Annotated in this window: 16 protein-coding genes and 2 pseudogenes; 13 read left to right on the top strand and 5 right to left on the bottom strand. The window is 64.0% G+C overall.

The genetic code is table 11. The features are described 5' to 3' along the window. The 5 genes from B7G54_RS16900 to B7G54_RS16885 form a co-directional block, all read left to right on the top strand. A partial coding sequence (locus B7G54_RS16900; protein WP_244289223.1) for an integrase core domain-containing protein occupies positions 1-205 on the top strand: 205 nt, incomplete at its 5' end. A 456-nt stretch (positions 206-661) separates the two neighbouring features. After that, positions 662-3,166, top strand: coding sequence for a type VI secretion system Vgr family protein (locus tag B7G54_RS16895; RefSeq protein ID WP_085040074.1), 2,505 nt, complete (start codon positions 662-664; stop codon positions 3,164-3,166). Between the two features lie 60 nt (positions 3,167-3,226). Next, positions 3,227-6,109, top strand: a complete 2,883-nt coding sequence (locus B7G54_RS16890; protein WP_085040073.1) for a glycoside hydrolase family protein — start codon at positions 3,227-3,229, stop codon at positions 6,107-6,109. Next, positions 6,102-6,962, top strand: a complete 861-nt coding sequence (locus B7G54_RS38625) for a lysozyme inhibitor LprI family protein (protein ID WP_133059177.1) — start codon at positions 6,102-6,104, stop codon at positions 6,960-6,962. Before B7G54_RS16890 ends, B7G54_RS38625 begins: the two co-directional genes overlap by 8 nt. Positions 6,963-6,984: 22 nt before the next feature. Continuing rightward, complete coding sequence (locus tag B7G54_RS16885) at positions 6,985-7,236, top strand: PAAR domain-containing protein (protein WP_085040072.1); 252 nt, start codon at positions 6,985-6,987, stop codon at positions 7,234-7,236. Here B7G54_RS16885 and B7G54_RS39745 read toward each other — a convergent pair. The 3 genes and pseudogenes from B7G54_RS39745 to B7G54_RS16870 form a co-directional block, all read right to left on the bottom strand. Then, a pseudogene (locus tag B7G54_RS39745) lies at positions 7,133-8,196 on the bottom strand (type VI secretion system baseplate subunit TssF). The gene B7G54_RS16885 and the pseudogene B7G54_RS39745 sit on opposite strands and share 104 nt — an antisense overlap. A 247-nt stretch (positions 8,197-8,443) precedes the next feature. Next, positions 8,444-9,076: pseudogene (locus B7G54_RS16875) on the bottom strand (MFS transporter); the annotation flags it as partial. Positions 9,077-9,352: 276 nt separating this feature from the next. Beyond that, positions 9,353-10,399 (bottom strand): DNA topoisomerase IB, encoded by a 1,047-nt coding sequence (locus tag B7G54_RS16870; protein ID WP_085040070.1) that lies wholly within the window; start codon positions 10,397-10,399, stop codon positions 9,353-9,355. A 111-nt stretch (positions 10,400-10,510) separates the two neighbouring features. On the opposite strand from B7G54_RS16870, the gene B7G54_RS39070 reads away from it, so the two are divergent. The 5 genes from B7G54_RS39070 (at position 10,511) to yjfF (ending at position 15,710) form a co-directional block, all read left to right on the top strand. Continuing rightward, a complete protein-coding gene (locus B7G54_RS39070) occupies positions 10,511-10,930 on the top strand; it encodes a hypothetical protein (RefSeq protein ID WP_165765584.1) in 420 nt (139 codons plus the stop codon). A 119-nt stretch (positions 10,931-11,049) separates the two neighbouring features. Beyond that, positions 11,050-12,012 carry an ABC transporter substrate-binding protein gene (locus B7G54_RS16865; protein ID WP_085040069.1) on the top strand — a complete coding sequence of 321 codons (963 nt, stop codon included), beginning with the start codon at positions 11,050-11,052 and terminating at the stop codon, positions 12,010-12,012. A 61-nt stretch (positions 12,013-12,073) separates the two neighbouring features. Next, the gene (locus B7G54_RS16860; RefSeq protein ID WP_085040068.1) at positions 12,074-13,588 is read left to right on the top strand and encodes a sugar ABC transporter ATP-binding protein; all 1,515 of its coding nucleotides are present in this window, start codon (positions 12,074-12,076) and stop codon (positions 13,586-13,588) included. Beyond that, positions 13,585-14,625, top strand: a complete 1,041-nt coding sequence (locus B7G54_RS16855; RefSeq protein ID WP_085040067.1) for an ABC transporter permease — start codon at positions 13,585-13,587, stop codon at positions 14,623-14,625. The genes B7G54_RS16860 and B7G54_RS16855 overlap by 4 nt, the downstream gene beginning before the upstream one ends. Further along, positions 14,622-15,710 (top strand): galactofuranose ABC transporter, permease protein YjfF, encoded by a 1,089-nt coding sequence (yjfF, locus tag B7G54_RS16850; protein ID WP_085040066.1) that lies wholly within the window; start codon positions 14,622-14,624, stop codon positions 15,708-15,710. Before B7G54_RS16855 ends, yjfF begins: the two co-directional genes overlap by 4 nt. Positions 15,711-15,846: 136 nt before the next feature. Here yjfF and B7G54_RS16845 read toward each other — a convergent pair whose 3' ends face one another. Further along, positions 15,847-18,195: a sensor histidine kinase gene (locus B7G54_RS16845; protein ID WP_085040065.1), complete on the bottom strand. Its 2,349-nt coding sequence runs from the start codon at positions 18,193-18,195 to the stop codon at positions 15,847-15,849. Beyond that, entirely contained in the window at positions 18,188-19,021 is an 834-nt protein-coding gene (locus B7G54_RS16840) for a response regulator transcription factor (RefSeq protein WP_085040102.1), read from the bottom strand. The genes B7G54_RS16845 and B7G54_RS16840 overlap by 8 nt, the downstream gene beginning before the upstream one ends. Before the next feature lie 192 nt (positions 19,022-19,213). Between B7G54_RS16840 and B7G54_RS38615 the strand changes: the two genes are divergently transcribed. The 3 genes from B7G54_RS38615 (at position 19,214) to B7G54_RS16815 (ending at position 25,979) form a co-directional block, all read left to right on the top strand. After that, the gene (locus B7G54_RS38615; protein ID WP_133059175.1) at positions 19,214-19,393 is read left to right on the top strand and encodes a hypothetical protein; all 180 of its coding nucleotides are present in this window, start codon (positions 19,214-19,216) and stop codon (positions 19,391-19,393) included. 1,073 nt (positions 19,394-20,466) lie between these two features. Further along, positions 20,467-25,194, top strand: coding sequence for a YadA-like family protein (locus B7G54_RS40230; protein WP_106408979.1), 4,728 nt, complete (start codon positions 20,467-20,469; stop codon positions 25,192-25,194). A gap of 125 nt (positions 25,195-25,319) precedes the next feature. Then, positions 25,320-25,979, top strand: coding sequence for an OmpA family protein (locus tag B7G54_RS16815; protein WP_085040064.1), 660 nt, complete (start codon positions 25,320-25,322; stop codon positions 25,977-25,979). Positions 25,980-26,039: the final 60 nt, after the last annotated feature.

Below are 26,039 nucleotides of genomic sequence, written 5' to 3'. Positions count from 1 at the left end.
GCAGGAATGTCTGAACGCGCATTGGTTCTTGTCATTGGCCGACGCGCAGAGCAAAATCGACGACTGGCGCACGTACTATAACGAGGTTCGTCCCCACTCCGCATTGCAGTGGATGACGCCTGCCGAATTCGCCCGTCAGGCAAGGGAATCCGCCTCGCCCGACAACTCAACCAAGCCGGAAATCTCCACTTCCGATCGGGACTAAATCCGGTTCAGGGTCAGTTCCAGCACGTCGCGACACACTACTCCAGATTGACCGCCATCGCCCGCTTCGCGCTACACGTCGAAATGCGCGACGAAGATCGACGCTACGTGTTGCAAGCGATACGCGAACTCACTGAGCTGGGAGAAGAAGACTTGCGGCGGTGACACGACGCACTGCGCATGACGGCTTCGCGATACTGGCTGGCGCGATACGGCGGCGACGCGAACCGTTCGGCGCGACATTGAATGTGAAGCTTCGTCAGCACGCGGTGGGGGTAGATCGCGATTTGATATGATGAATCCCGGCTCGGCGCGATTCGGCAGTTTGAATCGCGCCGATGCTCGAAGGCCCTCAATAGCGGCCGAAATATTTGGGCCTTCCTGTTATGTGATTCCAATCCGCCGCCCGGCGTTGCCCGGCGGCCGTTTTTGTTACGACACGGTACGGGGTAGTCTGATGGTTTCCGATCTGCTGAACAAGGTACTGCGCGCGCAATACGTGCAACATGGACGCATTGTCCGCCTTGATACGCCACTTGGCGAAGACTGGTTGATTCCGCTGTATGTCCGGGGGCGCGCATGCCTTGGTCGAGACTTCGAATTCACTATCGATGCCACATCGACCCGGCTTGAAACGATTCAGGCCAAGGCGCTGATTCGGCAGTCCGTGACGTTGTGGATTCGGCAGACGGACGGCAGTGAAATGCCGGTTCATGGCTTCGTGACCGCGTTCAGTCGCTTGGGCGCGGACGGTGCCAACACCTACTATCAGCTTCGATTCAACTCGTTCCTTGCGCTGCTTCGGCTTGGGAGCGACCGGCGCGACTGGATCGAGACACCCGCGCAGCAAACCGTGTCCGACGTGCTCGCAAAGTATCCGCAGGCGTCCGGTAACGTGACTTGGCAATTGAGCCGAGCGCTGCGCTCGTACTCTCAGCGCATGCAATGGGAATCGGATTGGAATTACGTGCACCGCACGTGGGAGGAAAACGGCGTCTTCCCGCGTTTCGATATCGCGCAGGACGGCAAGTCGCACAAGGTCGTCGTCGTGGACGATCTGTTTGCGGTTCCTGAACTGATGCACAAGACCATTTTGTTTAGTGGCTCGGTGCAGGACGAGGAATTCGACGGCCTTGGGGAGTGGATCGACTCGCAAGAAATCCAGTCGGCCGAACTCGATAGGAGCACGTTCGACTACAAGCGCCCGGACCTTCCCAAGCACGTCACCATGCCCGCGTTCGATCTTGACGACGTTCCGGGCTTGGGCGAGCAGTACGAATACACAGGATCGCATACGTGGCCGGATCGCGACATGGGCGAAGCGCAGGCAAACGTTGTCGCTGAGGAATGGCGCTCGCGCGCGCAGCGCTTTCACGGTGTAGGCGCACTGCGTTGCGCGTGGCCGGGCCGCTACGGCGTGCTGACGGGGCATCCCGTGCACGATGCACAATCGGAACAGGATCGCGAGATGGCGATTCTTTCGGTGAACTGGCTGATTCAGAACAACGTGCCGGGCCTTGAAAACCTGACGCGTTTTCGCAAGAGCCTGCGCGCGGAGGTCGAGCAAGCGCGCGCGACTGGCGCGGGTTCGGCCGTGCGTCACGAAGACGGAGGCGTTGGATTCTTCCATGTCGAAATCGAAGCGCAACGGCGTCGCGTCGCGTTTCGCAGTCCGTTCGAACACAAGAAGCCCGTCATGCAGATTCAAACGGGCATCATCGGCGGACCGGACAACGAGGAAATCTATACGGATGCGATGCTGCGCGCGAAAGTGCGTCTGACATCCGATCGGCTCAATGACGGCGATCAGAACGTGTCGGCGTGGATACGTGCGGCGATGCCCGATGCGGGCCACAAGCGCGGCGGCATGTTCCCGCTGCGCAAGAACGACGAAGTCTTGATTGGCTTCATCAACGGCGATTGTGACCGTCCGGTGATTTTGTCCAGAATGCACGGTGGTGAAAGCATGCCCGAATGGCACACACACGGGCTGACCTCGGGCTTGCTGTCGCGCGAATACGGCGGAGAAGGCTACAACCAACTCATGATGGACGACGCCAGCGGGCAGAACCGCGTGCATTTGTACTCAACGAGTTATAGCTCTCACCTTCACCTGGGCTACTTGATCCAGCACTCAGGCAACACGCGCGGCGCGTTCATCGGGCAGGGTTTCGACCTCAAGTCATTGGGTTACGGTGCGGTGCGGGCCGAGCAAGGGCTCTACGTTTCGACGCAACCCGCAGCCACGCAACCGTTGAGTGCGACGGCGGCATCCGAACAGCTTACCCGCGCCGAAGCGATGCTGGAAACGACTTCGAAGGCGAGCCAGACGAATCGAGCACAAAGCCAGCAACCTGGCCGCGACGCGCTGAAATCCTTTACGGACGCAACGCAGCACGCGGTCGCAGGCACGACCAAGGGTGGCCGCACGGCAGGCGGCGGCACTGGCAATGCGAATGGCTTCGCCAAGCCGATCATGCTGCTGTCCAGTCCGGAAGGCATCGCCGCATCGACGCAAGGATCGGCGCATATCACGGCGAACAAGCAAACCAACGTGGTCGCCGGGGAAGACATCAACCTTGCGGCCGGCCGGGCGTTGCTCGCCAGCGTACTGGAACAAATCAGCCTGTTTGCGGAAAAACTCGGCGTCAAAATCTACGCGGCAAGCGGCCCGATAGACCTTCAGGCGCAGAATGATTCGATGAGCTTGGCCGCGTCGCAGGATGTGAAGATTACGGCAGGCAAGAAGATGGTCCTGTCGGCCGACGAAATCTGGATTGGCGCGAATGGTTCGTATATCAAACTGACGGCGAACATGATCGAGAACGCAACGTCGGGCCAGATTGTGGAAAAGTGTGCGGATTGGGAGAAAGCAGGAGCGGCGAGCAGCACCTTGCAAAATCCGCTTCATTCGTCGCCAGTATCGGTAGACGGCGGACGCTATACCATGTTCTCCGGTTGAGCCGATCGGCCGGCGTAGTATCGACATAAAAATTCTGAAACCGAATCCGAGTCGGGAATCATGAGCAAAACAACGCCCAAAAAGAAACATCATCCGGCGGCCGCGCCACAACCGGCACCCAAGCCCACCGAACCCACCGATACGCCGCTGAGTTGGGCGTATCCCTTCACGCCCGTGGGGAAGAGTGACGCGGCCGACCCGATGACGTATTTCAGCGCGCTGGCGAAGTGCGACACGGGTTTTTATCCGTTGGGAGTGAGTGGTATGTGGCACGGAGGCGTGCACTTCACGGCGGGCAGCGCCGAAATGTTGAAGCAGGACAGCGGCGTGCGCGCCATCGCGGACGGCAAGATTGTTGCGTACCGACTGAACACGCAATACGAGGAAACGACGTACCCGAACAACCTTGGTCTGGCGCACTACTCGACCGGTTTTGTACTGATCCGGCATGAATTGAAATTGCCGCCGCTGCCGCCGAAACCGGCACCGAAAGAACCCGCGAAACCTGCGGCCCCAGCATCGGCTCCCGCGCCAGCATCGACCACCGCCACGCCGCCGACACCCGCCCCGGCCGATAACCCAGCACCCAGCAGCAAACCGGCGAACGACAAGCCCCTCGTGTTCTTCAGCCTGTACATGCACACGATGGACTGGAAGACCTATCAGAAGGCGATCGAACAGGCTCAATCTAACGCGAAGCCGGACCCGACGCTTCCCACGCCGATGTCGTATTGGGAGGGCGAGCGCTACTATCGGGTTGGCGATAAGGCGAAAGATCCGCAATCCATGCCGAAGCCGAAAGCGCCTGCGCCGCCCGCTCCGCGTACCGATGGGGCCGACAATCTGCCCATTAACAACACCCTCCGGAATGATCCGCCGCCCGCGAGTAGCGAGCAAGATGCCGATCTACCGGCTCCCCAGACGGGGTTGCGCATTAGAGAATTGCCGAACGGCAAGAGCAAGATTGCCGGTGTGTTGCCGAAAGGGGCTGAAATTATTGCCGGCGAAGGCGACCCGGCCCATCCAGACTGGATCAAGATCAAGGCCGTTAAATCGGGCACGATTTTGCCTGCCGAAGTGGGTAAGCCGGTGTCCCCCCAAGCGCCTTGGGGCTATGTGTTCAAAGGGGAACTGGATGCCGTTGTCGATCCGAAGCCGCTTGATACCGTCGTTATCCTGAAGGAGCCGCAGCGCGTCAAGGCAGGCGAAGTCGTCGCCCATGTCGGCCAGTATCAATGGGCCGTGAAAGCCAGTCCGATACCGCCCAAGTCGAACTTCCCGATGCTGCATCTCGAAGTGTTCGCGGGAGCGGATTTCAAGGATTTCATGGACCGAAGCCGCAATCGCGCCAAGGAACTGAACGACAAAAACCAACCGCTTCTGGAAATCGAGCCGGGGGCGAAATTGGTAAGCGAAGTTCCCGCGCCGGATCAGAAATTGACCCAAGCCGGGCTGAAGCTTGTACCGGTCGGCGATGCGAAGGGTTCGCGCTGGATCAAGGTGCAGCCCAAGAGCGTGACAAACGTACCCGCGAAAGGCAAACAGAAGGCCGGGCAAAAGCTGGCAGATGTCGGGAAGCCGATGTGGGTGGAAAGCAGTCTTGCGAACACGATCAGCACAGCGAATGTTTCGGGTTGGCAGAATTTTCCGCTGGACGTTTCCAAGGCAAGCGGGCCGGGAGTGGGCTTCCGGAACGTGATTCGCCGTGCCGAACTCGACAAGCTTGGGACGGACAACATCGCAATCGATGACAAGGGCCATCATTGGTGGAATATCACGGTTGGTTCGAAGGACGGTTCCGACCAGCAAGGCTGGGTGTGCGACACTGATCATCCAAACGTACAGTTTCGGAGTCCTTGGGAATGGCCGGGTTTCGAATTGGTCGACAACGGTAGCGTGAGCCCGTCCGACATGTTCAAACGCCATATCCATACGACCGAGCAGTATATGGCGGATGAAGAAGGCACTGAGTTCATGGACGAAGCGGCGAAGGTCAACGCCGGTGAACTCATCACGAAACTTGAAAAGGCGATTGATAAGAACCAAGACGGAAAGGTGACGGCGCAGGAACTGAAGCACGCACTTGAAACGCCGTGGATGGCTGAAGCGGTTTCGCACCTTGTGGTACGCAACGAAACCGAATGGGGCGGCGGTCTAGGCAAGTGGGAAGAACTCAGCCCGCTCATGCAGAAGCAGACCGAGATGTGGAAGACGGAACTTGACCGGCTCGCGAAGCTTCAGTGGTGGGAGCAAATCAAGGGTGTTGATGGGTTTCCCTCGGACCTTTCGCCTTGGCACCTCCATCCGATTGGGTTGATTGGGAATTTCACGGCGAAAGGGACGAGCATCGGTGAGGCACTTTCTGACGATGGATTGTGGTTTATATTTTCACACGAGGCGCAAGCTGGCACGACCAACCGATTGCATTGGCCCGGCGGAGCAAGCGGTGTTACGTTGGGGGCTGGATATGATATGAAAGGGCGTAGTGAGGCAGGGATTATTGCAGATATGAAAGCTATTGGCCTATCAGACGAGACTGCCGCAGGTATCGCGAAGGCTGCGGGAAAAGAGGATTCCGCCGCCAATGATTTCGCGAAAGATAATCGAAATATGGTCGATCTGACTCATGAGCAAGAGGTCGGCTTACTACGCCATACCGTCAAACCGTATGAGAAAATGGTCAGAAATTCAATAAAAATCCAACTCTCTCAGAATCAATTTGATGCGCTTGTTAGTTTTGCTTACAACCCCGCCGCGCGCTGGGACAGCGTGACCAATTTGATTAACACTGGAAAAGTTGATGCCGCCATGAGCAAGATCAAGGAAGGCGTTAAATCGAAGGGTACAGTGCTTCCCGGTCTCGTACACAGGCGAGATGATGAAGTGAATTTGTATCAAGAAGGACGGTATGAGATGAATGGCGTGCCGATTAATCATGAATGATCGAATTTGTAAGTCCCTAGGGGGTGGCATGTCGATAAGGTTGCAAGAAATTTTTAAACTGCTGGGGGTTGGATTATTTATTTTTATCCAATCGTTGCAGGCTATTGCTGCCGAATGGAATCCAGTCATTGAAGGTCAATGGGAAGTAGAATCGGTGCACTTGAATGCTGATGCGGAGTGGACCCCAAGCTATGGATGGAATGATCCACGGCTAGTAGGAAGGCTGTTCGTTTTTAAAAAAAATAAGATATGGACTGACGCCCCCGAAAACCGATCTTGTGCTGAGGCAAATATTCAGACCTCACAAACAAACTTGCGCGACCTGATTTCATCTAGCATGTCTGGATTTGGAAATCCAGCAATGAGCGCTACTGAAAAAAATTACAAAATTGATATTCCCGGATCAACGATGGTTGATGTTATTAGGGTGTTTTGTGGCGCTCAGCCTTGGCAGGGCAGTTTGGGAGCATCAGATAAAACAAATGGCGCATGGATACTTTCACCCAGTCCGGGAAAGCTTCTGCTGCGGTGGTATGGGGAAACAATTCTCACTCTAAAACGGATTCGCGACAACGCGAAACCAAATCCATCTTTCAACTGCGACAAGGCAAAGAGCGAAGTGGAGATGGAGATATGTGGCTCATATGAACTTTCGTCATTTGACAAAAGTGTAGCCACATCGTTTTCGCAATTAATCAAGCAAAGAAAGTCGGCCGGGGATACAGTGGACGACGCAATTCGCAAACAAAGAGAATGGCTTTCGAAGCGAAATTTATGTGGTAAAGATGCTCCCTGCATTCTTGATGCAATGAAGGCGCAGCTTCAAAAGCTTGACGACATGAGCCGAAATTAGCGAAAACCATCTAGGTAAATTTATGATGAACTTGATTCGCATAGGTGACGATACCGACCACGGTGGCAAAGTCGAAACGGGCTCATCGACCATGAAATTCGATGGCCGCTACGTCGCCCGCAAAGGCGACCGCATATCGTGTCCGCAGCATCCCGGCGTGTCACCGAACATCATCGAGGAAGGCGACGAATCGATGAAGGACAACGGCATTCCGATCGCGCGACACGGCCATCGCGCGACATGCGGTTGTCACCTGATTTCGAGCCTCGTGTAGCGCTACAGCAGTGGCGCGATGCCCGGTCGCATCGGGCAACGCCGATCAAGGAGCCGTCGTTCTTCGACAGCACGACGAGCTGCGTAAAGCTGTTGGCGGGCGCATAGCGCGACAGATAGAGGTCGAGCTGAAGGATCAGCGCGCCCATGCTGTTTTCAATGAGCGCGTTCTCGTCCGCCGCCATCACGATTTCAAAGCCTCTCACAAGGGCGGAATGCGGCTTGATCGCCAGTAGTCGCTCGACGACGTTTCGCTTCACGAACGAAATCGCGCCGACGTGCTCGGCGCAAGCTGGCGCATGAGCTTCACGAAGTCCGGCCACCCCTCACGTGTCAACTGCGTCAGGTTGGCCGTCGTCAGAGCAATCACGCGCCACTGCGCTTCCGCCTCACGGGACGCGCTATAGGTCGGTGTCGGCTGTTTCAACAGGGTAATCTTGCAAGGCACTTGATCGTTTTCGTTTTTGAGATCGCCCATGGGCGAACCGATCCGTATCCGCGACGGCCAGTCGCGATTAGTGCACGCGAGGTCGGCGCTCAATTGCAGCGGCATCTTCGCCGCCGCCGTCCCGTCCGCGCGCAGCAGCACGAGCGACGTTTCACGGCCGGGATGGTGGATCGCCGCGTAGGAATCGTGACGCGCGAGCCAGAACCGTTCGCCGGTTCTGGTCCCCCACGCATTCAGCGACGGAATGACGGCCCCGTCTGACGGATCGCGAACCGCATCAATCGAATAGATGCCGCGCATGGCTGGTCGGTTCGGCTTGGGCACAAGGGGATAGTCCGCGACGATCTCGCCGCGCGATAACTTGGCGCCGGTGTGCTCAAACAGGTTCACGATTGGCGTACAGAACAATCCGACGTTGTCCGCCGATATTGGCGCAAGCGCCTGCGCGATGCGCGAATCGGCGTGCACGCTGTCAATTGCGAGATGCAGGGTGATGCGCCGCGCACGGTCCATTTGGGCGGCCTGAAGACATCGGTGTAAATGAACGTCGAGGAAATAGAACTTGTCCGGAAAGTCGCGGACGCGACCGGCGGTGAAGTTGATGCGGGCCAAGTAGTGTAACTCCTGCGTAATCAAATTGGACTAATGCCAGTCAATTGTATTACGTTACTTACGCCCGCTAAAGATGTATAAGTCATTGATAACATTGCGCTAACTCGAATTCTGTAACGTCATTCAACCCCGATGAATTTAGATGGTCGGGCACGCGCCAGCCCCACGACAGCAGTGCTTCCTGCGACAGCGTCGCGGTGAGCAGCGCGACCGTCGCCGCGCCGAGCGTATAGCCGATCAGCGTGCCGAATTCGAGGAAGCTGCCCATGAAGCCGCGGCGCTTGTCGGTCGAGAATTCGGCGATGAAAGTGGCCGCACCGCCGTATTCGCCGCCGGTCGAGAAGCCCTGCACGAGGCGGGCGACGAGCAGCAGCACGGGCGCCATGATGCCGATCGACGCGTAGCTCGGGATCAGGCCGATCGCGAAGGTGCCGGCGGCCATCATGATCATCGTGGCGGCAAGCACGCGCTGGCGGCCGATGCGGTCGCCGAGCGGGCCGAACACCATGCCGCCGAGCGGGCGCACGAGAAATGCGGCCGCGAACGTGCCGAAGGTTGCGAGCAACTGCGCAGACGGGCTGCTGGACGGGAAGAACACCTTGCCGAGCGTGACGGCGATATAGCTGTACACGCCGAAGTCGAACCATTCCATCGCGTTGCCGAACGCCATTGCGCCGACCGCGCGCTTGAGGACGGCCGGGTCGACGATCGTGATGTCATCCAGCTTGACGGACTGGCGCGAAGACTGGGCTCTCGCGGGGTGCGCTTGCGACGGGCTCAATGAATTCTCTTGGAATTGTCTTGGTAGCTGGCCGGGCTGGAATGCAGCGGAGTCGTGCGGGCCGAGGAGCAGCGAAGGAGGACGTCGCCGGGGGGGCTCGATGCCGATGGCGTGATGCGCGCAGCGCGCTGCCACCGTGCGAACCTGTTGTATCAACGAGTTTAAGGAAACGGGCGCAACCAGTTATCGGTCGTGCGCTCGGCACCCGATTGAAAACGACACGGGTTCCGGGGAGTGCCGGTCGTACCGAAACGGGCGTCGGCACGATGTGAGCGGTCATCTCGCCGTGCGCCGGCTCGCAGAGACGAGCAACGCGACGAACGCCGCTTCATCCGCGCGCAAGCCGCGCGGCGTCCGCTGGACCGAGAGCGCGGTGAGCGTGCCCGCTTCGAACGCGTCGAGCACGGCCGGATGGATGTAGCAGCGCCGGCACACGGCCGGCGTGTTGCGCAATAGCTCGGCCACCGCGCGCACGGTTTCGACGATCTGCTTGCGCGCGTGCGTGACGCCGCGATGCTCGGTGCGCCGCAACAACCCGAGCGCGTGCACGCTGCCGGCCCAGGTCCGGTAATCCTTCGCGGTGAAATCGGCGCCGCCGGCTTCGCGCAGGTAGTCGTTCACGTCGGACGAGCCGACCGGATGGCGGGCGCCGTCGTCGTCCACATACTGGAACAACTCATGCCCGGGCAACTCCGCGCAGCGCCGTACGATGCGCGCGACCCGCGCGTCGTCAACCGACACGTCGTGTTCGATCCCGCTCTTACCGGCGAAGCGCAGCCGCACCTGGCCGGGCTGGATCTTCAAATGTCGCTTGTGCAGCGTCGTCAGCCCGTACGAGCCGTTGTCGCGCGCGTATTCCGCGTTGCCGATCCGTGCGAGCGTCGTGTCGAGCAACCGGACGATCGTCGCGGCGACCTTGTCGCGTGGCATGCCCGGCAATGCCAGATCGCGCGTGACGCGCGTGCGGATGCGCGGCAGCGCACGCGCGAACGCCGCCATCCGCGCGTATTTGTTCGCATCGCGCGTCGCGCGCCACAGCGGGTGATAACGATACTGCTTGCGGCCGCGTGCGTCGCGGCCTGTTGCCTGCAGATGGCCGCGCGGGTCCATGCAGATCCACACGTCGGTGTACGCGGGTGGAATCGCGAGCGCGTCGATACGGGCGATTTCGCCGGCATCGCGAATCCGCACACCGTCGGGCCCGTAATACGCGAAGCCGTTGCGGATGCGCCGGCGCGTATAGCCGGGGCGACGGTCGTCGACATGACGCAGCGGCCCGGCGGGCATGGGTGCATTCGGCTGCGACGTGGCGCGTTTTTTCATGCTGCGGCGCGTCGATCGACGTCAGTGCCGATCCGCGTATCGTCGGGCTGCGTTCCGGGCGGACATCCTGCGCGCACGGTTTTCTCCTGTTTGTGCGTACGTTCCGGCGTCGTGCAGCAAGAACTGTGCGCCGTTCCTCGCATGCGCGAGGATGCCCGGCGCAAGCGCGCGCCGGACGGGTGTTCGGGCGTGTGTTACCGCTGCATGGACGAAATAACGCAACGGCTTCGCCCGGGCAAGATGACGGCGGCCCGGTGTCGGCATCGGGCGGATCGTGTCGATGCCGTGCCGCGTTCAACGAACATCGAAGCTACCGCGGAGATCGTCGATGTCGGCTGGAGCGAGCGTTTTAAGATGCCGCGCGGCAACGCGCCGGTGGTGCGCGTGGCTCGTGCAAAGGTCGCGCAAACGCGGCCAAGGCCGGCTAGAACGGGCCGGGTCGTTCGTTTAAGTGTTTATACGTATGCCGAATCCGATATCGCCGCAATCCAATATTTCATTGGAAGGTTATCGGACTTGTTCCTAGACTGATGCGGGGCATGCAGACCGGGCCGGCTCGACGCACCGGCCGGCACAGCCCCGACCCGCGCGGGCGCCACGCAGAAACAGAACAGCACCGCGGCAGACAACGACATCATCGGAGACGAACCATGACATTCATCAGGAAGCTGGCGGCCACCGCGATCCTCGCGGCGACGGCGGTGCTGGCCACCGGCGCGCACGCGCAGCAGAAGCCGATCACGCTCGGGTTCTCGCAGGTCGGCGCGGAAAGCGCATGGCGCACCGCGAACACCGTGTCGGTGAAGGGCGCGGCGAAGGACGCCGGCATCAACCTGAAGTTCTCCGACGCACAGCAGAAGCAGGAGAACCAGATTCGCGCGATCCGCTCGTTCATCGCACAGAAGGTCGACGTGATCGCGTTCTCGCCGGTCGTCGAATCGGGCTGGGAGCCCGTGCTGACCGAAGCGAAGGCTGCGCACATCCCGGTGATCCTGACCGACCGCGGGGTCGACGTGAAGGATCCGTCGCTGTACGTGACGATGATCGGTTCGGACTTCCTCGAGGAGGGGCGGCGCGCCGGCCACTGGATGGAAGAGCATTACAAGAGCGACGCAGGCCCGATCAACATCGTCGAGCTGCAGGGCACGGTCGGCTCGGCACCGGCCAACGATCGCCGCGCGGGCCTGCTCGAAGTGATCAAGAACAATCCGAAGTTCAAGGTGATCGCGTCGCAAAGCGGCGACTTCACGCTCGCCGGCGGCAAGCAGGTGATGGAAGCGTTCGCGAAAACCTACGGCAAGCAGATCAACGTCGTCTACGCACACAACGACGACATGGCGCTCGGCGCGATCCAGGCGATGGAAGAAGCCGGGATCAAGCCCGGCAAGGACGTGAGCGTCGTGTCGTTCGACGCGACGAAGGGCGGCTTCCAGGCGATGGTCGCCGGCAAGATCAACGTCGACGTCGAATGCAGCCCGCTGCTCGGCCCGCAACTGATGAGCGCGGTGAAGGACGTCGTCGCCGGCAAGCAACTGCCCAAGCGCATCGTGACCAACGAGACCGTGTTCCCGATGAACGTTGCGGCACAGGTGCTGCCGACCCGCAAGTATTGACCTTGTGCGCACGGACGGCGGCCTGTCGGCCGCCGTCCGGCGACGCTTCGACGGAGGATGCATGGAGAGTGTGCCGGTGGTCGAGATGATCGGCATCGACAAGTCGTTTCCGGGCGTCAGCGCGCTGCAGCGTGTGGACTTCCGGCTGTTTCCGGGTGAGATCCACGCGTTGATGGGCCAGAACGGCGCGGGCAAGTCGACGCTGATCAACGTGCTCACCGGCGTGCATGCGCACGACGCGGGCGAGATCCGCGTCGGCGGCCGGCCGGTGCGCTTCGCTGCGCCGCGCGAGGCCGAGGCGGCCGGCATCCAGACGCTCTACCAGGAAGTGAACCTGTGCGCGAACCTGTCGGTGGCGGAGAACATCTTCGCGGGCCGGCAGCCGATGCGGCGCGGCGCGATCGACTGGAAGGCGATCCATGCGCGTTCGCGGGCGGCGCTCGCCGAACTCGACCTGTCGCTCGACGTCACGCGCTCGCTCGACGCGTATCCGATCGCGGTGCAGCAGATGGTCGCGATCGCACGCGCCGTGTCGGTCGATGCGCGCGTATTGATTCTCGACGAGCCGACATCGAGCCTCGACGACGGCGAGGTCGCGCGCCTCTTCGACGTGCTGCGCCGGCTGAAGGCGTCGGGCATCGCGATCCTCTTCGTCACGCACTTTCTCGAGCAGACCTACGCGGTGTCCGACCGGATCACCGTGATGCGCAACGGCGAGCGCGAAGGCGAGTACCTGGCGCGCGACCTGCCGGTCGATGCGCTCGTCGCGAAAATGACCGGCCGCGAGCGGATGTCCGACACGCTGCAGGCGGGCGCCGCGGCCGTCGAGCGCACCGCCGGCGAGGCCGAACCGTTCCTGTCGATGCAGCAGGTCGGCCGGCGCGGGATGATGAATGCGCTCGATCTCGACGTGCGGCCGGGCGAGATCGTCGGGCTGGCCGGGCTGCTCGGTTCGGGCCGCACCGAGACCGCGCAGCTCGCGTTCGCCGCGGAGCGTGCGGATACCGGTGCGATCGAGATCGATGGCACGCGCACGCGGCTCGCATCGCCGCACGACGCGGTGCGGCAAGGGATCGCGTACTGCCCGGAAGACCGCAAGAAGGAGGGCATCGTCGCTGCACTGTCGATCCGCGAGAACATCATTCTCGCGCTGCAGGCGCGGCGCGGCTGGTGGCGGCTGATCGGGCGTGCGCGCCAGCGCGAGATCGCCGACAACTACATCGCGCGGCTCGGCATCAAGGCGCGCGACGCGGAGCAGCCGATCGGCCTGCTGTCGGGCGGCAACCAGCAGAAGGTGCTGCTCGCGCGCTGGCTCGCGACGGAACCGAAGCTGCTGATTCTCGACGAGCCGACGCGCGGGATCGACGTCGCCGCGAAGTTCGACATCATGGAGCGTGTGCTCGCGCTGTGCGCGCAGGGGCTCGCGATCCTGTTCATCTCGTCGGAGATCGGCGAGGTCGTGCGCGTGAGCCACCGGATCGCGGTGCTGCGCGACCGGCGCAAGGTCGCCGAACTCACCGGCGCGGACGCGTCCGAGGAGCAGGTGTACCGGTTGATCGCGGGAGGCCAGTCATGATGCAGTTGCGTACGCTGTTTCGTCACCCGCTCGCTTGGCCGGTGCTGACGCTCGCGCTGCTGTTCGCGCTCGACGTCGCGCATCGCCCGGGCTTCCTGTCGATCACGCTGCTCGACGGCCACCTGTTCGGCGCGCCGGTCGACATCCTGAACCGCGCGGCGCCGCTCGTGATCGTGTCGCTCGGGATGACGCTCGTGATCGCGACGCGCGGGATCGACATCTCGGTCGGCGCGATCGTCGCGATCGCCGGCGCGGCTGCTGCGATCGTGCTCGATGCGGACCCGTCGCGAATCGGCACGGCGCTGGCCGTCGCACTCGGCGTCGGGCTGCTCGCGGGCGCGTGGAACGGGCTGCTCGTCGCGTTCGTCGGGATGCAGCCGATCATCGCGACGCTGATCCTGATGGTGGCCGGCCGCGGCATCGCGCAACTGCTGACGGGCGGCCAGATCATCCCGATCGGCGCACCCGGCTACCTCGTGCTCGGCGGCGGCTATCTCGCGGCCGTGCCGTGCGCGGTGTGGATCGCGGTCGCGACGATCGCCGCGACCGCGCTGCTGGTGAACCGCACGGCGCTCGGGCTGTTCATCCGCGCGATCGGCGTGAACCCGGTCGCGACGCGGCTCGTCGGGTTGCGCTCGGGCGCGGTCGTGTTCGGCGTGTATCTGTGCTCGGGCGCGATGTCGGCGCTTGCCGGCATCCTCGCGAGCTCGAACGTGCGCAGCGCCGACGGCAACAATGCGGGGCTGCTGCTCGAACTCGACGCGATCCTCGCGGTGACGCTTGGCGGCACATCGCTGCTCGGCGGCCGCTTCAGCCTCGCCGGCTCGGTGCTCGGTGCGCTGATCATCCAGACGCTCACCTACACGACCTATTCGATCGGCGTGCCGCCGGAGGCGACGCTCGTCGTCAAGGCGGTCGTCGTGATCGTCGTGACGCTGATCCAGTCGGACGCGGCGCGCGCGCTGGTCGTCCGGCACGCGTCGCGGCTGCTGTCTTCCGCGCGTTCGCGCGCCACTTCCGGAGCGACGCCGCGATGAACCGATTCCTTGGCCGGCTCGCCGACCCGCGCACGCTGCCGATCGTCGTGACGATCGTGCTGTTCGCCGCGCTGTTCGGCTTCGGGTCCGTGACGTACACGGGCTTCTTCTCGATGCAGGTGCTGACCGGGCTGCTCGTCGACAACGCATTCCTGCTGATCGTCGCGATCGGGATGACGTTCGTGATCGTGTCGGGCGGAATCGACCTGTCGGTCGGCTCGGTCGTCGCGCTGACGACGATCCTCTGCGCGGTCGGCGCCGAGCGGCTGCACTGGCCCGTGTGGGTGATCGTGCCGCTGGTGCTCGCGTTCGGCGCGCTGTACGGCGCGGCGATGGGCGCGTTGATCCATTACTTCCGGCTGCAGCCGTTCATCGTCACGCTGGCCGGGATGTTCCTCGCGCGCGGCGCGTGCTTCCTGATCACGACGCAGTCGATCACGATCAACGAGCCGGTGTTTCATGCGATCGCGGGCATCAGCGTGCCGGTGGGCGGCGGCACGCTGAGCGCGGGCGCGTTGATCGCGCTCGCGACGCTGGCCGTCGCGATCTACGTCGCGCATTTCACGCGCTTCGGCCGCAACGTGTACGCGATCGGCGGCAACGAGCGTTCGGCGCTGCTGATGGGGCTGCCGGTCGCACGCACGAAGATCGGCGTGTACGCGCTGAGCGGCTTCTGTTCGGCGCTCGGCGGCGTGGTGTTTACGCTGTACGTGCTGTCGGGTTACGGGCTGCAGGCGCAGGGGATGGAGCTCGACGCGATCGCCGCGACCGTGATCGGCGGCACGCTGCTCACGGGCGGCGTCGGCTACGTGGTCGGCTCGGTGTTCGGCGTCGGCATCCTCGGCACGATCCAGGTGCTGATCACGTTCGACGGCACGCTGAGTTCGTGGTGGACGCGGATCGTGATCGGCGCGCTGCTGTGCGTGTTCTGCGTGCTGCAGCGGGTCATCGAGCGGCACGCGGCGCGGCGGCGCACGGGCGGCACGGGGCTGGGTGCGCCGCGGCCGAAACGCGGCCCGGTGCAGGCGCGGCCTGGGACGCCCGACGAGGGTGCCGAGCTGGTTTCGACGATGCAGCGGCTGTAGCGCACGCAGCGTCCGGCAGGGCGCACGGCACGACGCGTCGTGACGTGACGGTGGGCGATGCCGATGCGCGGGCTGTCGAACCCGGCGGCCGGCCGGTGCCCGACCGGAGCCTGAGCGATGCGGCGGGGCCGTGCTGTCAGGCCGGCCCGGCCGCGTCGGCCTCGGCGTCGAACGACGTATCGGCGCTGCGCGTGTGCTTCAGCGAGCCGGCCAGTTTCCCGATCGCGTCCAGATCCAGCGCTTCGAGGTGCTCGCGCACGTCCCGCACGAAGGCCGCGTAATCCGGCTCGTCCGCATACGGGCGGAGCCATTCCTCGATATCGGTGAGCTGCCCGTTGTCGGCCAGCCGGATCAGTGCGTCGAGCGCATCGTCGGGCGGGCACTGCATCGCGGGCGCGGGGATGTCCGGCTCGGCATCGCCGTCCGGATGAAACCGCCGGACGAGCTCCGACGCCGGCACGAGCGCGTGCCCGACGGCCGGCGCGACGATCGCGAACGAGAACGCGGTGCCGACGCCCGGCTGGCTGGCGACGGCCAGCTCGCCATCCATCGCGCCGACGATGCGCTGCGCGATGAACAGGCCGAGCCCGGTGCCGCCGTTCACGGCCTGCACCTGCTGGTACGCGCGGAAGATATCGCGGTTTCCGCTGATGTCGATCCCGATGCCCGTATCGGCCACTTCGAACAGCAGGCGCCAGGTGTCGCCTTCGCGCGCTGCATGAATCGACAGCGTGACCGTGCCGTCGCGCGTGAACTTCGATGCGTTGGACAACAGGTTGAGCAGCACCTGCTGCAGCCGCATGCCGTCGAGCGACACCGTGCGCGGCAGCGGCGTGGCCGGCCGGTACACGAACCGGTTGTCCTGCTGCGCGCACAGCGCAAGCGCATAGTGCCCGATGTCGTCGAGCAGGCCGGGCAGGTCGGTCGCGTCCGGCGACACGCCGAGCGGCTGCAGCTCGGCCTTCGTGAACGCGAGCAGTTCGTCGATCAGCGTGAGCTGGTAGCGGATGCTGCGATCGATCGACCGGATCAGCCGCGCCTGGCCGCGCGTCGCGCCTTGCAGCAGCAGCTTCGCGTAACCGTTGATCGTAGACAGCGGCGCGCGCAGGTCGTGACTGACGTAGCCGAGCGTCTCGATCTTCTGCTGCATGTGGGTCGTCACCTGTTGCAGCGCGTCGTTGAGCGCGAGCGTGCGTCGTGCGACTTCGTCGCGCAGGCGATCCTGTTCGGTGATCTGCCAGTGTTCGAGCCGCTTCCTCGCTTCGGTACGCTGCCGGCCCACGTGGTGGATCCACGCGGCCAGCACCAGCAGGTGCGTGGCGAGACCGATGATCGCAATGACGGGGTTCGGGTAGATGTCGGATTTCAGCCACCCGAGTGCCGGGGGCAGCGCGTTCATGCCGTCGAGTACGCGGATCAGCATGTTGAAGGAGGCGAGCGCGACGGCAATCAGCATCACGCGGCCGGTCGGCGTCCGGCGGATCGCGAGCATCAGCGCGAGGCTGATGTTGACGATCCCGAGCGCCGCGTTCAGCCGCAGGCAGAACCACGTGAACGTCAGCAGGTCGCCGCATGCGGCGCCGACCATGCCGACGCCTTCGAGCGCGAGGAATGCCATGTAGATCGCGCGCATCGGCAGCTTCGCCTGCTCACGCCGCGCGACCATCAGGATGAAGGCGATGAAGCAGCCGACCGCCAGGTACGCGAAGATCACTTCGCCGCGCGCCGACCACTCACGCAGCGCAAGCGGCAACGCCATCGCTGTGTAGCCTCGGTAAGCCGCTTCGAACAGCGCCGTGCCCAGCGCGATCGTGGCGAGCACATGGAACATGCCGCTGCGAGAAAAGAACCCGATCAGCAGCGCGCACCACACGAGCGCGAGCAGCCCGCCGAAGAAGCCGAAGTCCCACATCGTTGCGCGCCGTTCCAGCGCATCCCAGGCCGCACGCGTGAACGCGGCGGGCGCGAGCCGCAGTTCCTTGCGCGACGTGACGCGGATCAGCACGGGGAGGCTTTCGCCGGCGCGCAGCGTGACGTCGAGTGTCGGGTAGCGCGATGGCGGTGCGACGGCATCACCGCCGGTGCCGGCGGCCGGGAAGCGGCTGTCGAGTGTCCACCGGCCGTTCTGCTCGACAAAGAAGTCCGCCTGGTCGACCCGCGCGTCGCGAATCGCCAGCACCAGCGGGCGCGCGGCGCTGGCGCGGTTGGTCAGCGTTGCGCGGACCCACCACGCCGATCGCGAGAACTCGACGTTGAACGACGACGTGCTTGCCAACGGCGTGCCATGCAGCGGATCGGCGAGCCGTGCGGCGACCTGGTCGGCGGACATCGTCGTGCTCGCATCCTCGAATACCGACACGGCGCCCAGTTGCGCGGGGTCCGGCGTCGACGCGGCGCGCGCGGTCGCACCGGTGACGGCCATCGCGAGCAGAAGCAGCAGCACCGCGCGACATCCGGCTGCCCATGCCGCGCGGCGGCTACGCATCGTGATGGTGCTCCCCGGGCGTGGCGGGTGCATTGACCGCATGGCGCTGGCGCCGCCAGTCGGACGGCGTGATGCCGAAGCGTTCGCGGAACGCCGTCGCGAAGTTGCCGGGCGTGGAAAAGCCGATTTCCTCGGCGATGTCGCCGATCCCCATCGACGTCTCCGCGAGGAAATGCATCGCGGCGCGCAGGCGCGTGTCGCGCAGATATTCGAACACGGTCTGGCCGAGGTGATCGCGGAACACGCGGGACAGGCGCTTTTCGTGCGTGCCGACCTGCCTGGCGAGCTCCTCGAGCGCCGGCGGATGGCGCAGGTCGCGCAGCAGGACCTCGGTCGCCGCGCGCACGAGGGCCGCATCCGGGTTGTCGGGCAGCTCGGGCAGATGCGCAAACGGCTGGCTGCGCCGCGTCCGCTTCAGGTGATTGCGGATCCGGGCCAGCACCTCGGTCGGCTCGAACGGCTTGATGATGTAGTCGATCGCGCCGGTTTCGAGCCCGGCGATGCGATCCTCGAGATCGCCCGCGGCCGTCAGGATGATGACCGGGATCGACTGCGTCGAAGGGGTCGACGCCAGCAGCCGGCACGCGGCGAAGCCGTCCATGCGCGGCATGCGGACATCCATCAGGATCAGGTCGGGCGCGATCGCCTGGGCACGGTGATAGGCCTGCAGCCCGTCGAACGCGACGCTGATCCGGCACCGCGCGGCCCTCAGGATTTCGGTCAGGAGCCGCAGGTCGTTCGGACGATCGTCGACGACAAGAATATGTGCGTCGGCGAGATCCGGCATGGGACGAGGCGATGCCGGACTGGACAAGCGGGATGACATGGTTGCGGACGCGTTGGAAGGGTAGCCGGTCAGGTAGTGCAGCATCGCTGCCTGCGCGATTGTTGCGAAAAATTATATGCCGGCAGCCGCGTCGACTGTGAGGATTCCGTGTGACCCGTGGGGGCTTGAGCGACGGGGTGCTGCCGGCTTGTCGGGGCGGCATCCGGCCGGAAGAAACGGAAACGGAAAAACATGCCGTATCGATTTTTTAATATCGGTCTTTATTGCCGGATTTATGGTCATGAATTCGAATTGATTCGGGCGGAGAATTGGCTTGCCAGGTGTCGGGAACGCGGCGTGCGCGATGTAAGGTGGGTGAGCGAGATCGTCATCATCCTGATTATTTTTTTTACCGTTGTCGGATCGAAATGAGGTGCGAATGGAAATGCGTTTCGCAACGAAATGTATGAATGTAAATGCCATCCGCTCCAGAAAAGGGTTTTTCCGCTCGGGAAAAGGTTCGCTCGGACGGATGCCCGCACACTAGCCCCGGCGCGGCTGGAATCGGTTCTTTCGAGACGCCCTGGATCGCGCGAGTCGCATGTCGAATTCCCGTCGCGGTGCATGCGATATCAATGTGACATTGAATGATGGTATTCCCATGATATGGGAATGCGGCAGTGAGCGAATAACTGGCACGAGGGTAATGCAAATTTCATAATTCACCGAATACGTTGTTATATAAGAGAAATCGGTGAATCTTGAAATGTGGTTGGGTGTGGCGCGCCGGTCGAGACGAAATCATCAAGGAAATTCGCTCGATTAATTCGGTGCAGGGGTCGTCCGGCAAATCGTCGATGCTGTTCCGGAAATCCGGAAACGCGTTTGACGGCCGGGCGGAAAGGGTGAGTGGCTGCGCGTCGGCCGTCCGAGGGTTCGATCCATCGGGGGACGGTCGCGCGCGGTGCGCTCTCGAATCAGGCGGGCACGAAAACGATGAGTAAAACAGGCATGACAGGCCAACGCACCGGTTCGCACGAACCGGCGGCGCATGCTTCAGTCCCGGGGATCGCACGGCGTCATCCTCCTCCTGAATGAAACAGGGCGGGCCGCCCCCCGGGTGCGGGCCGGCATCCGCCCATCCGGCGTCTGAATGACGCTTTCCCATGAGATTCAAGGTCGTCGCGGGTTCGGCGCGATGGCGCACGCGCGCGCGGACGAGCGGTGCGTCGCGCATGGTGCCGCCGGGCCCGTCACGTCGGCTTTCATGATTCGATAACCGGTGATCGTCGCCTCGCATCGTGTCGACAGGCACGGGCGGCGCGCGGTCGCGTGATCGCGATGAACATCGCGAGCGTTGTGCAGCGTTACCCAGCAATTTAATTAGTGATCCAAAGTGAGTAGAGGGGCGTCGCGAGGCGGGCGGGAACGTGCAGGGGATGTTCTCGCCGGTCGCCGTGTTCGCCGTTGCGTCATCCAGCACATGAGAACCGAGGGAAGACAAGATGAACAAGTCGTTCAAGTCGATCTGGAACGAAGCATTGGGGGCCTGGGTTGCGGCTTCGGAGCTTGATCGCGCGCGCGGCAAGCGCGTCGCGTCGTCGCGCAGCACGACGGAGCGGGCCGCGGACGGAGGGGCCGCGGCACGTGCGGGCACGCCTTCGGCTCCGTCGCTCAGGCGGCTCACCGTGCTGATGGCGTCCGCGTATCTCGCGCTGTTTCATGCCGGTGCGCACGCGCAGTACCAGCCGGATGGCGGCTCGGCCACCGGAGGTGTCACATCGATCTCGATCGGTGTCGGCTCGAGTGCCGCGCAGCAGAACTCCACCGCATTGGGCAACCTGTCGACCGCGCAGGGCGTATCGGCCACAGCGATCGGCCCGGGTGCGCATGCGATGGCCGACGGCTCGACGGCCGTCGGCATCAATTCGCAGGCGACCGGCATCAACAGTACGTCGATGGGCGTGCAGGCGATTGGTTCGGGCGCCTACTCGGTTGCCATCGGCAACCTGTCGAGCGCGACGCAAAGCGGATCGGTGGCGATGGGCAGCGGGGCGGCCGCGACCGGTGTGTCGGCCGTCGGGCTCGGCAACAATGCGCTGGCTTCCGGTCAGTACGCCGCGGCGCTCGGCCTCGGGGCGAGCGCCGTCGGCGCGCAAAGCGTCGCGCTCGGCTATGCGTCGCATGCGACCGACACCGGCAACGTCGCGATCGGCAACCAGTCGACAAGTTCGGGCGCGGCCGGTGTCGCCGTGGGGAGCGGCGCACTGGCGACCGGGAATTCCGGCGTCGCGATGGGGGTCAACAGCGGTGCGAAGGGCACGTCGTCGATCGCGATCGGCTGGGGCGGGACGGCCGGCGTACCGGGTTCGGGCACGCAGTCGCTCGGCACCAGTTCGATCGCGCTGGGCTCGAACACGACGGCCGGCGCCAATCAGGCGGTGGCCGTCGGCCTGAGCGCCAACGCGTCCGGCGTCAGTTCGATCGCGATGGGCGTGCAGTCCACCGCGACGCAGCAGTTCGCCGTTGCACTCGGCGATCTCGCGCTCGGAAGCGGCATCTCGGCGACCGCCCTCGGGCCCGGTGCGACGGCGTCGGCCACGAACGCAACGGCGATCGGTATCAACAGCGTTGCGGCGGCGGGTTCCACCGTGGCGATCGGCGACAGCAACTCGGTCGCGGCAGCGGCGGGCGCGGGCTCGATTGCCGGCGGCAACAGCTCGAAGGTGCTGAGCGGCATCGGCGCGGTCGCGCTCGGCCTGGGTCAGACCGTCAGCGGCAACGGCGCGGTGGCGATCGGCGACCCGAGCACCGCGATCGGCACCGGCGCGGTCACGGCAGGGTCGAACAACACGGCGAACGGCGACGGCGCGGTCGCAATCGGCAATTCGAACGTCGCGCAGGGCACCGGTTCGCTCGCGCTCGGCAACACGTCGACGGCCGCGGCAGCCGGTGCAGTGGCGTTCGGTGCGTCGGCCGTGGCGAACAATGCGGGCGACGTCGCGCTCGGCTCGGGTTCGACGACGGCCGCGCCGAATCCGACGTCAAGCGCGACGATTGGCGGCGTGACGTACACGTTCAACGGCACGTCGCCGACCAGCGTCGTCAGCGTCGGTGCGGCGGGCACCGAGCGGCAGATCACCAATGTTGCTGCCGGACGCATCAGTTCGGCGAGTACGGATGCGATCAACGGGTCGCAGCTCGATGCGACGAATCAGGCGGTGAATTCGCTGTCGACTTCGACGGCGTCGAGCGTCAGTTCGTTGTCGACGGGGGTGTCGTCGTTGTCGACCGGGTTGTCGTCGGCGAATAGCGCGATCACGTCACTGTCCACGTCGACGTCGACCGGTATCAGTTCGCTGTCGACGGGGTTGAGCTCGACCAACAGCGCGGTGACATCGTTGTCGACCTCCACGTCGACCGGGTTGTCGTCGGCAAGTAGCGCGATCACCTCGTTGTCCACGTCGACGTCGACCGGCATCAGCTCGTTGTCGACGGGGTTGAGCTCGACCAACAGCGCGGTGACGTCGTTGTCGACCTCCACGTCGACGGGGTTGTCGTCGGCGAATAGCGCGATCACCTCGTTGTCCACATCGACGTCGACCGGCATCAGTTCGCTGTCGACGGGGTTGAGTTCGACCAACAGCGCGGTGACGTCGTTGTCGACCTCCACGTCGACGGGGTTGTCGTCGGCGAATAGCGCGATCACCTCGTTGTCCACGTCGACGTCGACCGGCATCAGTTCGCTGTCGACAGGGTTGAGCTCGACCAACAGCGCGGTGACGTCATTGTCGACCTCCACATCGACCGGGTTGTCGTCGGCCAACAGCGCGATCACGTCACTGTCCACGTCGACTTCGACCGGCCTGAGTTCGACCAACAGCTCGGTCGCTTCGCTGTCGACTTCGACGTCGACCGGTATCAGCTCGCTGTCCACCGGGCTGAGCTCGACGAACAGCACGGTGACATCGTTGTCGACGTCCACGTCGACGGGCATCAGCTCGCTGTCCACCGGGCTGAGCTCGACGAACAGCACGGTGACATCGTTGTCGACGTCCACGTCGACCGGCATCAGTTCGCTATCCACCGGGCTTAGCTCGACGAACAGCGCGGTGACATCGTTGTCGACGTCCACGTCGACGGGCATCAGTTCGCTGTCCACCGGGCTGAGCTCGACGAACAGCGTGGTGACATCGTTGTCGACGTCCACCTCGACGGTCGTCGGTTCACTGTCCACCGGCCTGAGCACGACGAACAGCAACGTCACGTCGCTGTCCACCGCCACGTCGACGAGCATCGGTTCGCTGTCCACCGGCCTCAGCTCGACGACCAGCGCGATCTCGTCGCTGTCGACGTCGACCTCGACGACCGTCGGCTCGCTGTCCACCGGCCTGTCGAGCACGAACAGCAACCTGACGTCGCTGTCCACCGCGACGTCGACGGGCCTCGGCTCGCTGTCGACCGGCCTCAGCTCGATCGCGAGCAACAACACCAACCTCGGCAACAGCACGGCGGGCGCGATCGGCGGCGGGGCCACCTACGATCCGACGACCGGCACGATCTCGGCACCGTCGTACGTGACGTACAACAGCGACGGCTCGACGACGATCAACAACAACGTCGGCTCGGCGATCGAGAACATCAACACGCATGGCATCAAGTATTTCCATGCGAACTCGACCGCGCCGGACAGCCAGGCGCTCGGCGTCGACAGTGTCGCGATCGGCCCGAATGCGATCTCGAAGGTGGACGGCAGCATTGCGCTCGGCGCGGGTTCGGTATCCGACCGCGCGACGACGCCGGCGTCAGGCATCATCCGCAACGGCACCGCATCGATCCCGTTCAACACGACGGACCAGACGCTGCTCGGCGCGGTGTCGGTCGGCGACGCGACCAGCAAGACGTATCGCCAGATCACCAACGTCGCGGACGGCACCGGGCAGCAGGATGCGGTGACCGTGCGGCAGCTCACCGGCGCATTGCAGTCGTTCGCGGTCACGGGCCAGAAGTATTTCCACGCGAATTCGACGGCGGCGGACTCGCTCGCCGTCGGCGCGGAATCGGTCGCGGTGGGGCCGACGACGGTCGTCAACGGCGACAACGGCGTGGGTATCGGCAACGGTGCGATCGTCGACCAGACCGCCCCTGGCGGCGTCGCGATCGGGCAGGCGGCGAGTTCCGCGCAGGCCGACGCGATCGCGCTCGGCAGCGGCGCGACGGCATTGGGTGCACAGTCGGTCGCGCAAGGCGCAAATGCGAAGGCGGTCAGCGTGGGCAGCGTCGCGTTGGGTTCCGGCGCGCTCGGCAACGCGACCGATGCGCTCGCGCTCGGCGCCGGTGCGTCCGCGACGTTCGCGAACAGCGTGGCGTTGGGCGCCGGTTCGCTGACGACGGTCGGCGCGCTGACGAACTACGTTGCGTACGGCCTGAGCAGCCCGCAATCGTCGGCCGGCGAAGTGAACATCGGCAACCGGCAGATCACGGGCCTCGCGGCCGGCAAGAACGGCACCGACGCGGTGAACGTATCGCAGCTCGATTCGGTCGCGAACCAGCTGACGACGCTGATCGACCAGCGCACGACCAACCTCGGCGGGCAGTACACGACGAACCCGAATGGCACGAACGTGCCGCCGGGCTCGACCGGCCCGAATTCGTCGGCGGGTGGGTCGGGCGCGGTGGCATCGGGCTCGAACAGTACGGCGGTCGGCAACAATTCGCTCGCATCGGGCAACGGTTCCACTGCCTACGGCGTAGGCTCGACGGCGTCCGGCAACAATTCGACCGCGATCGGCACGGGCAGCAACGACGGCGGGCGGTCGAACGTCGTCGCGGTCGGCTCGGCGGAATCGGCGCGCCAGGTCGTCAACGTCGCGGCCGGCACGCAGGGTACGGATGCGGTGAACGTGAACCAGCTGAATGCGGTGTCGAACCAGTTCACGCAGTCGCTGAACACGGTCAACAACCAGCTCACGCAGATGCAGCAGCAGATCCAGCAGACCGATTCGATGGCACGTGAAGGGATCGCGGCAACGGCCGCGATGGCGTCGATCCCGCACATGGACCGCGACTCGAACTTCGCGATGGGGGTTGGTACGGCGACGTTCCAGGGTCAGAAGGCCATGGCGGTCGGCGTTCAGGCGCGCGTCACGGAGAACCTGAAGGCGACGCTGAACGGCGGCTTCGCCGGCAGCCAGCGCGTCGTCGGCGCGGGCATGCTGTATCAGTGGAAGTGATCGTGCGTCGCGGTTCGTCCCGGCACGCACTGCCGGGGCGGACCGCGCCGAACGCAAACGCACGCGGATGCGGCTGCGCCATTGCGCCGCACGCGTTGCGCCCATCGCATATTCGGAGCAATCAAGTGAAAAAAATCCATCTTGCACTGCTGGCGTCCGTCGTTTCCCTCGCGGCCTGTTCGAGCGCGTCGGGACCGACGTACAACGCATACGAACTTCAGCCCCGCGACGGCATCCGGACTTTCCGCGTCGACTGCCACGGCATCCTGTCGAGCGCCAATACCTGTATGAAGGTCGCGACGCGCATGTGCGGCAACGAGGCCGTGCGCACGGTCGATTCCACGACGCCGTACCGCGACGGCGCCGATCCGCACTCGATGGTGTTTCAGTGCGGTGCGGCACCCGCGCCGGTCGCGGCGGCTGCGCCGGCGCCCGCCGCGGTCGAAAAGGTGAGCCTGACCGGCGATGCGTACTTTGCGACCGACTCCGCCGTGCTGACGTCCGCTGCCACCGCCGCGCTCGACACGCTGCTGAACCAGCAGGGCGACAAGCATTTCTCGCGCGTGGAAGTGGACGGTTATACCGACGCGACCGGCTCGGATGCGCACAACCAGACGCTGTCGAAGCGCCGCGCCGACGCTGTCGCGGGGTATCTGCGCGAACACGGGCTGAAGGCGGAATCGTTCGCGGCGGCGGGGCATGGAGAAACCAATCCGGCGGCATCGAACGAGACCGCCGAAGGGCGGGCGCGCAATCGCCGGGTGGAAATCTCGCTGCAGAAGTAGGACGTAGCCATCGGGTTGCCGCAGGCGTGGCCGTCGAAACCGGACGGCTCGCTGGCGGCA

Origin of the sequence: Burkholderia puraquae, from assembly GCF_002099195.1 — a bacterium.
Lineage (GTDB): Bacteria > Pseudomonadota > Gammaproteobacteria > Burkholderiales > Burkholderiaceae > Burkholderia > Burkholderia puraquae.
This window is presented reverse-complemented; position numbering and strand designations above follow the sequence as displayed.

Coding starts and splice junctions, on each gene's coding strand:
- B7G54_RS16895 (WP_085040074.1), top strand. CDS start 662: ATGGTTTCCGATCTGCTGAACAAGGTACTGCGCGCGCAATACGTGCAA.
- B7G54_RS16890 (WP_085040073.1), top strand. CDS start 3,227: ATGAGCAAAACAACGCCCAAAAAGAAACATCATCCGGCGGCCGCGCCA.
- B7G54_RS38625 (WP_133059177.1), top strand. CDS start 6,102: ATGAATGATCGAATTTGTAAGTCCCTAGGGGGTGGCATGTCGATAAGG.
- B7G54_RS16885 (WP_085040072.1), top strand. CDS start 6,985: ATGATGAACTTGATTCGCATAGGTGACGATACCGACCACGGTGGCAAA.
- B7G54_RS16870 (WP_085040070.1), bottom strand. CDS start 10,399: ATGAAAAAACGCGCCACGTCGCAGCCGAATGCACCCATGCCCGCCGGG.
- B7G54_RS16865 (WP_085040069.1), top strand. CDS start 11,050: ATGACATTCATCAGGAAGCTGGCGGCCACCGCGATCCTCGCGGCGACG.
- B7G54_RS16860 (WP_085040068.1), top strand. CDS start 12,074: ATGGAGAGTGTGCCGGTGGTCGAGATGATCGGCATCGACAAGTCGTTT.
- B7G54_RS16855 (WP_085040067.1), top strand. CDS start 13,585: ATGATGCAGTTGCGTACGCTGTTTCGTCACCCGCTCGCTTGGCCGGTG.
- yjfF (WP_085040066.1), top strand. CDS start 14,622: ATGAACCGATTCCTTGGCCGGCTCGCCGACCCGCGCACGCTGCCGATC.
- B7G54_RS16845 (WP_085040065.1), bottom strand. CDS start 18,195: ATGCGTAGCCGCCGCGCGGCATGGGCAGCCGGATGTCGCGCGGTGCTG.
- B7G54_RS16840 (WP_085040102.1), bottom strand. CDS start 19,021: ATGTCATCCCGCTTGTCCAGTCCGGCATCGCCTCGTCCCATGCCGGAT.
- B7G54_RS38615 (WP_133059175.1), top strand. CDS start 19,214: ATGCCGTATCGATTTTTTAATATCGGTCTTTATTGCCGGATTTATGGT.
- B7G54_RS40230 (WP_106408979.1), top strand. CDS start 20,467: ATGAACAAGTCGTTCAAGTCGATCTGGAACGAAGCATTGGGGGCCTGG.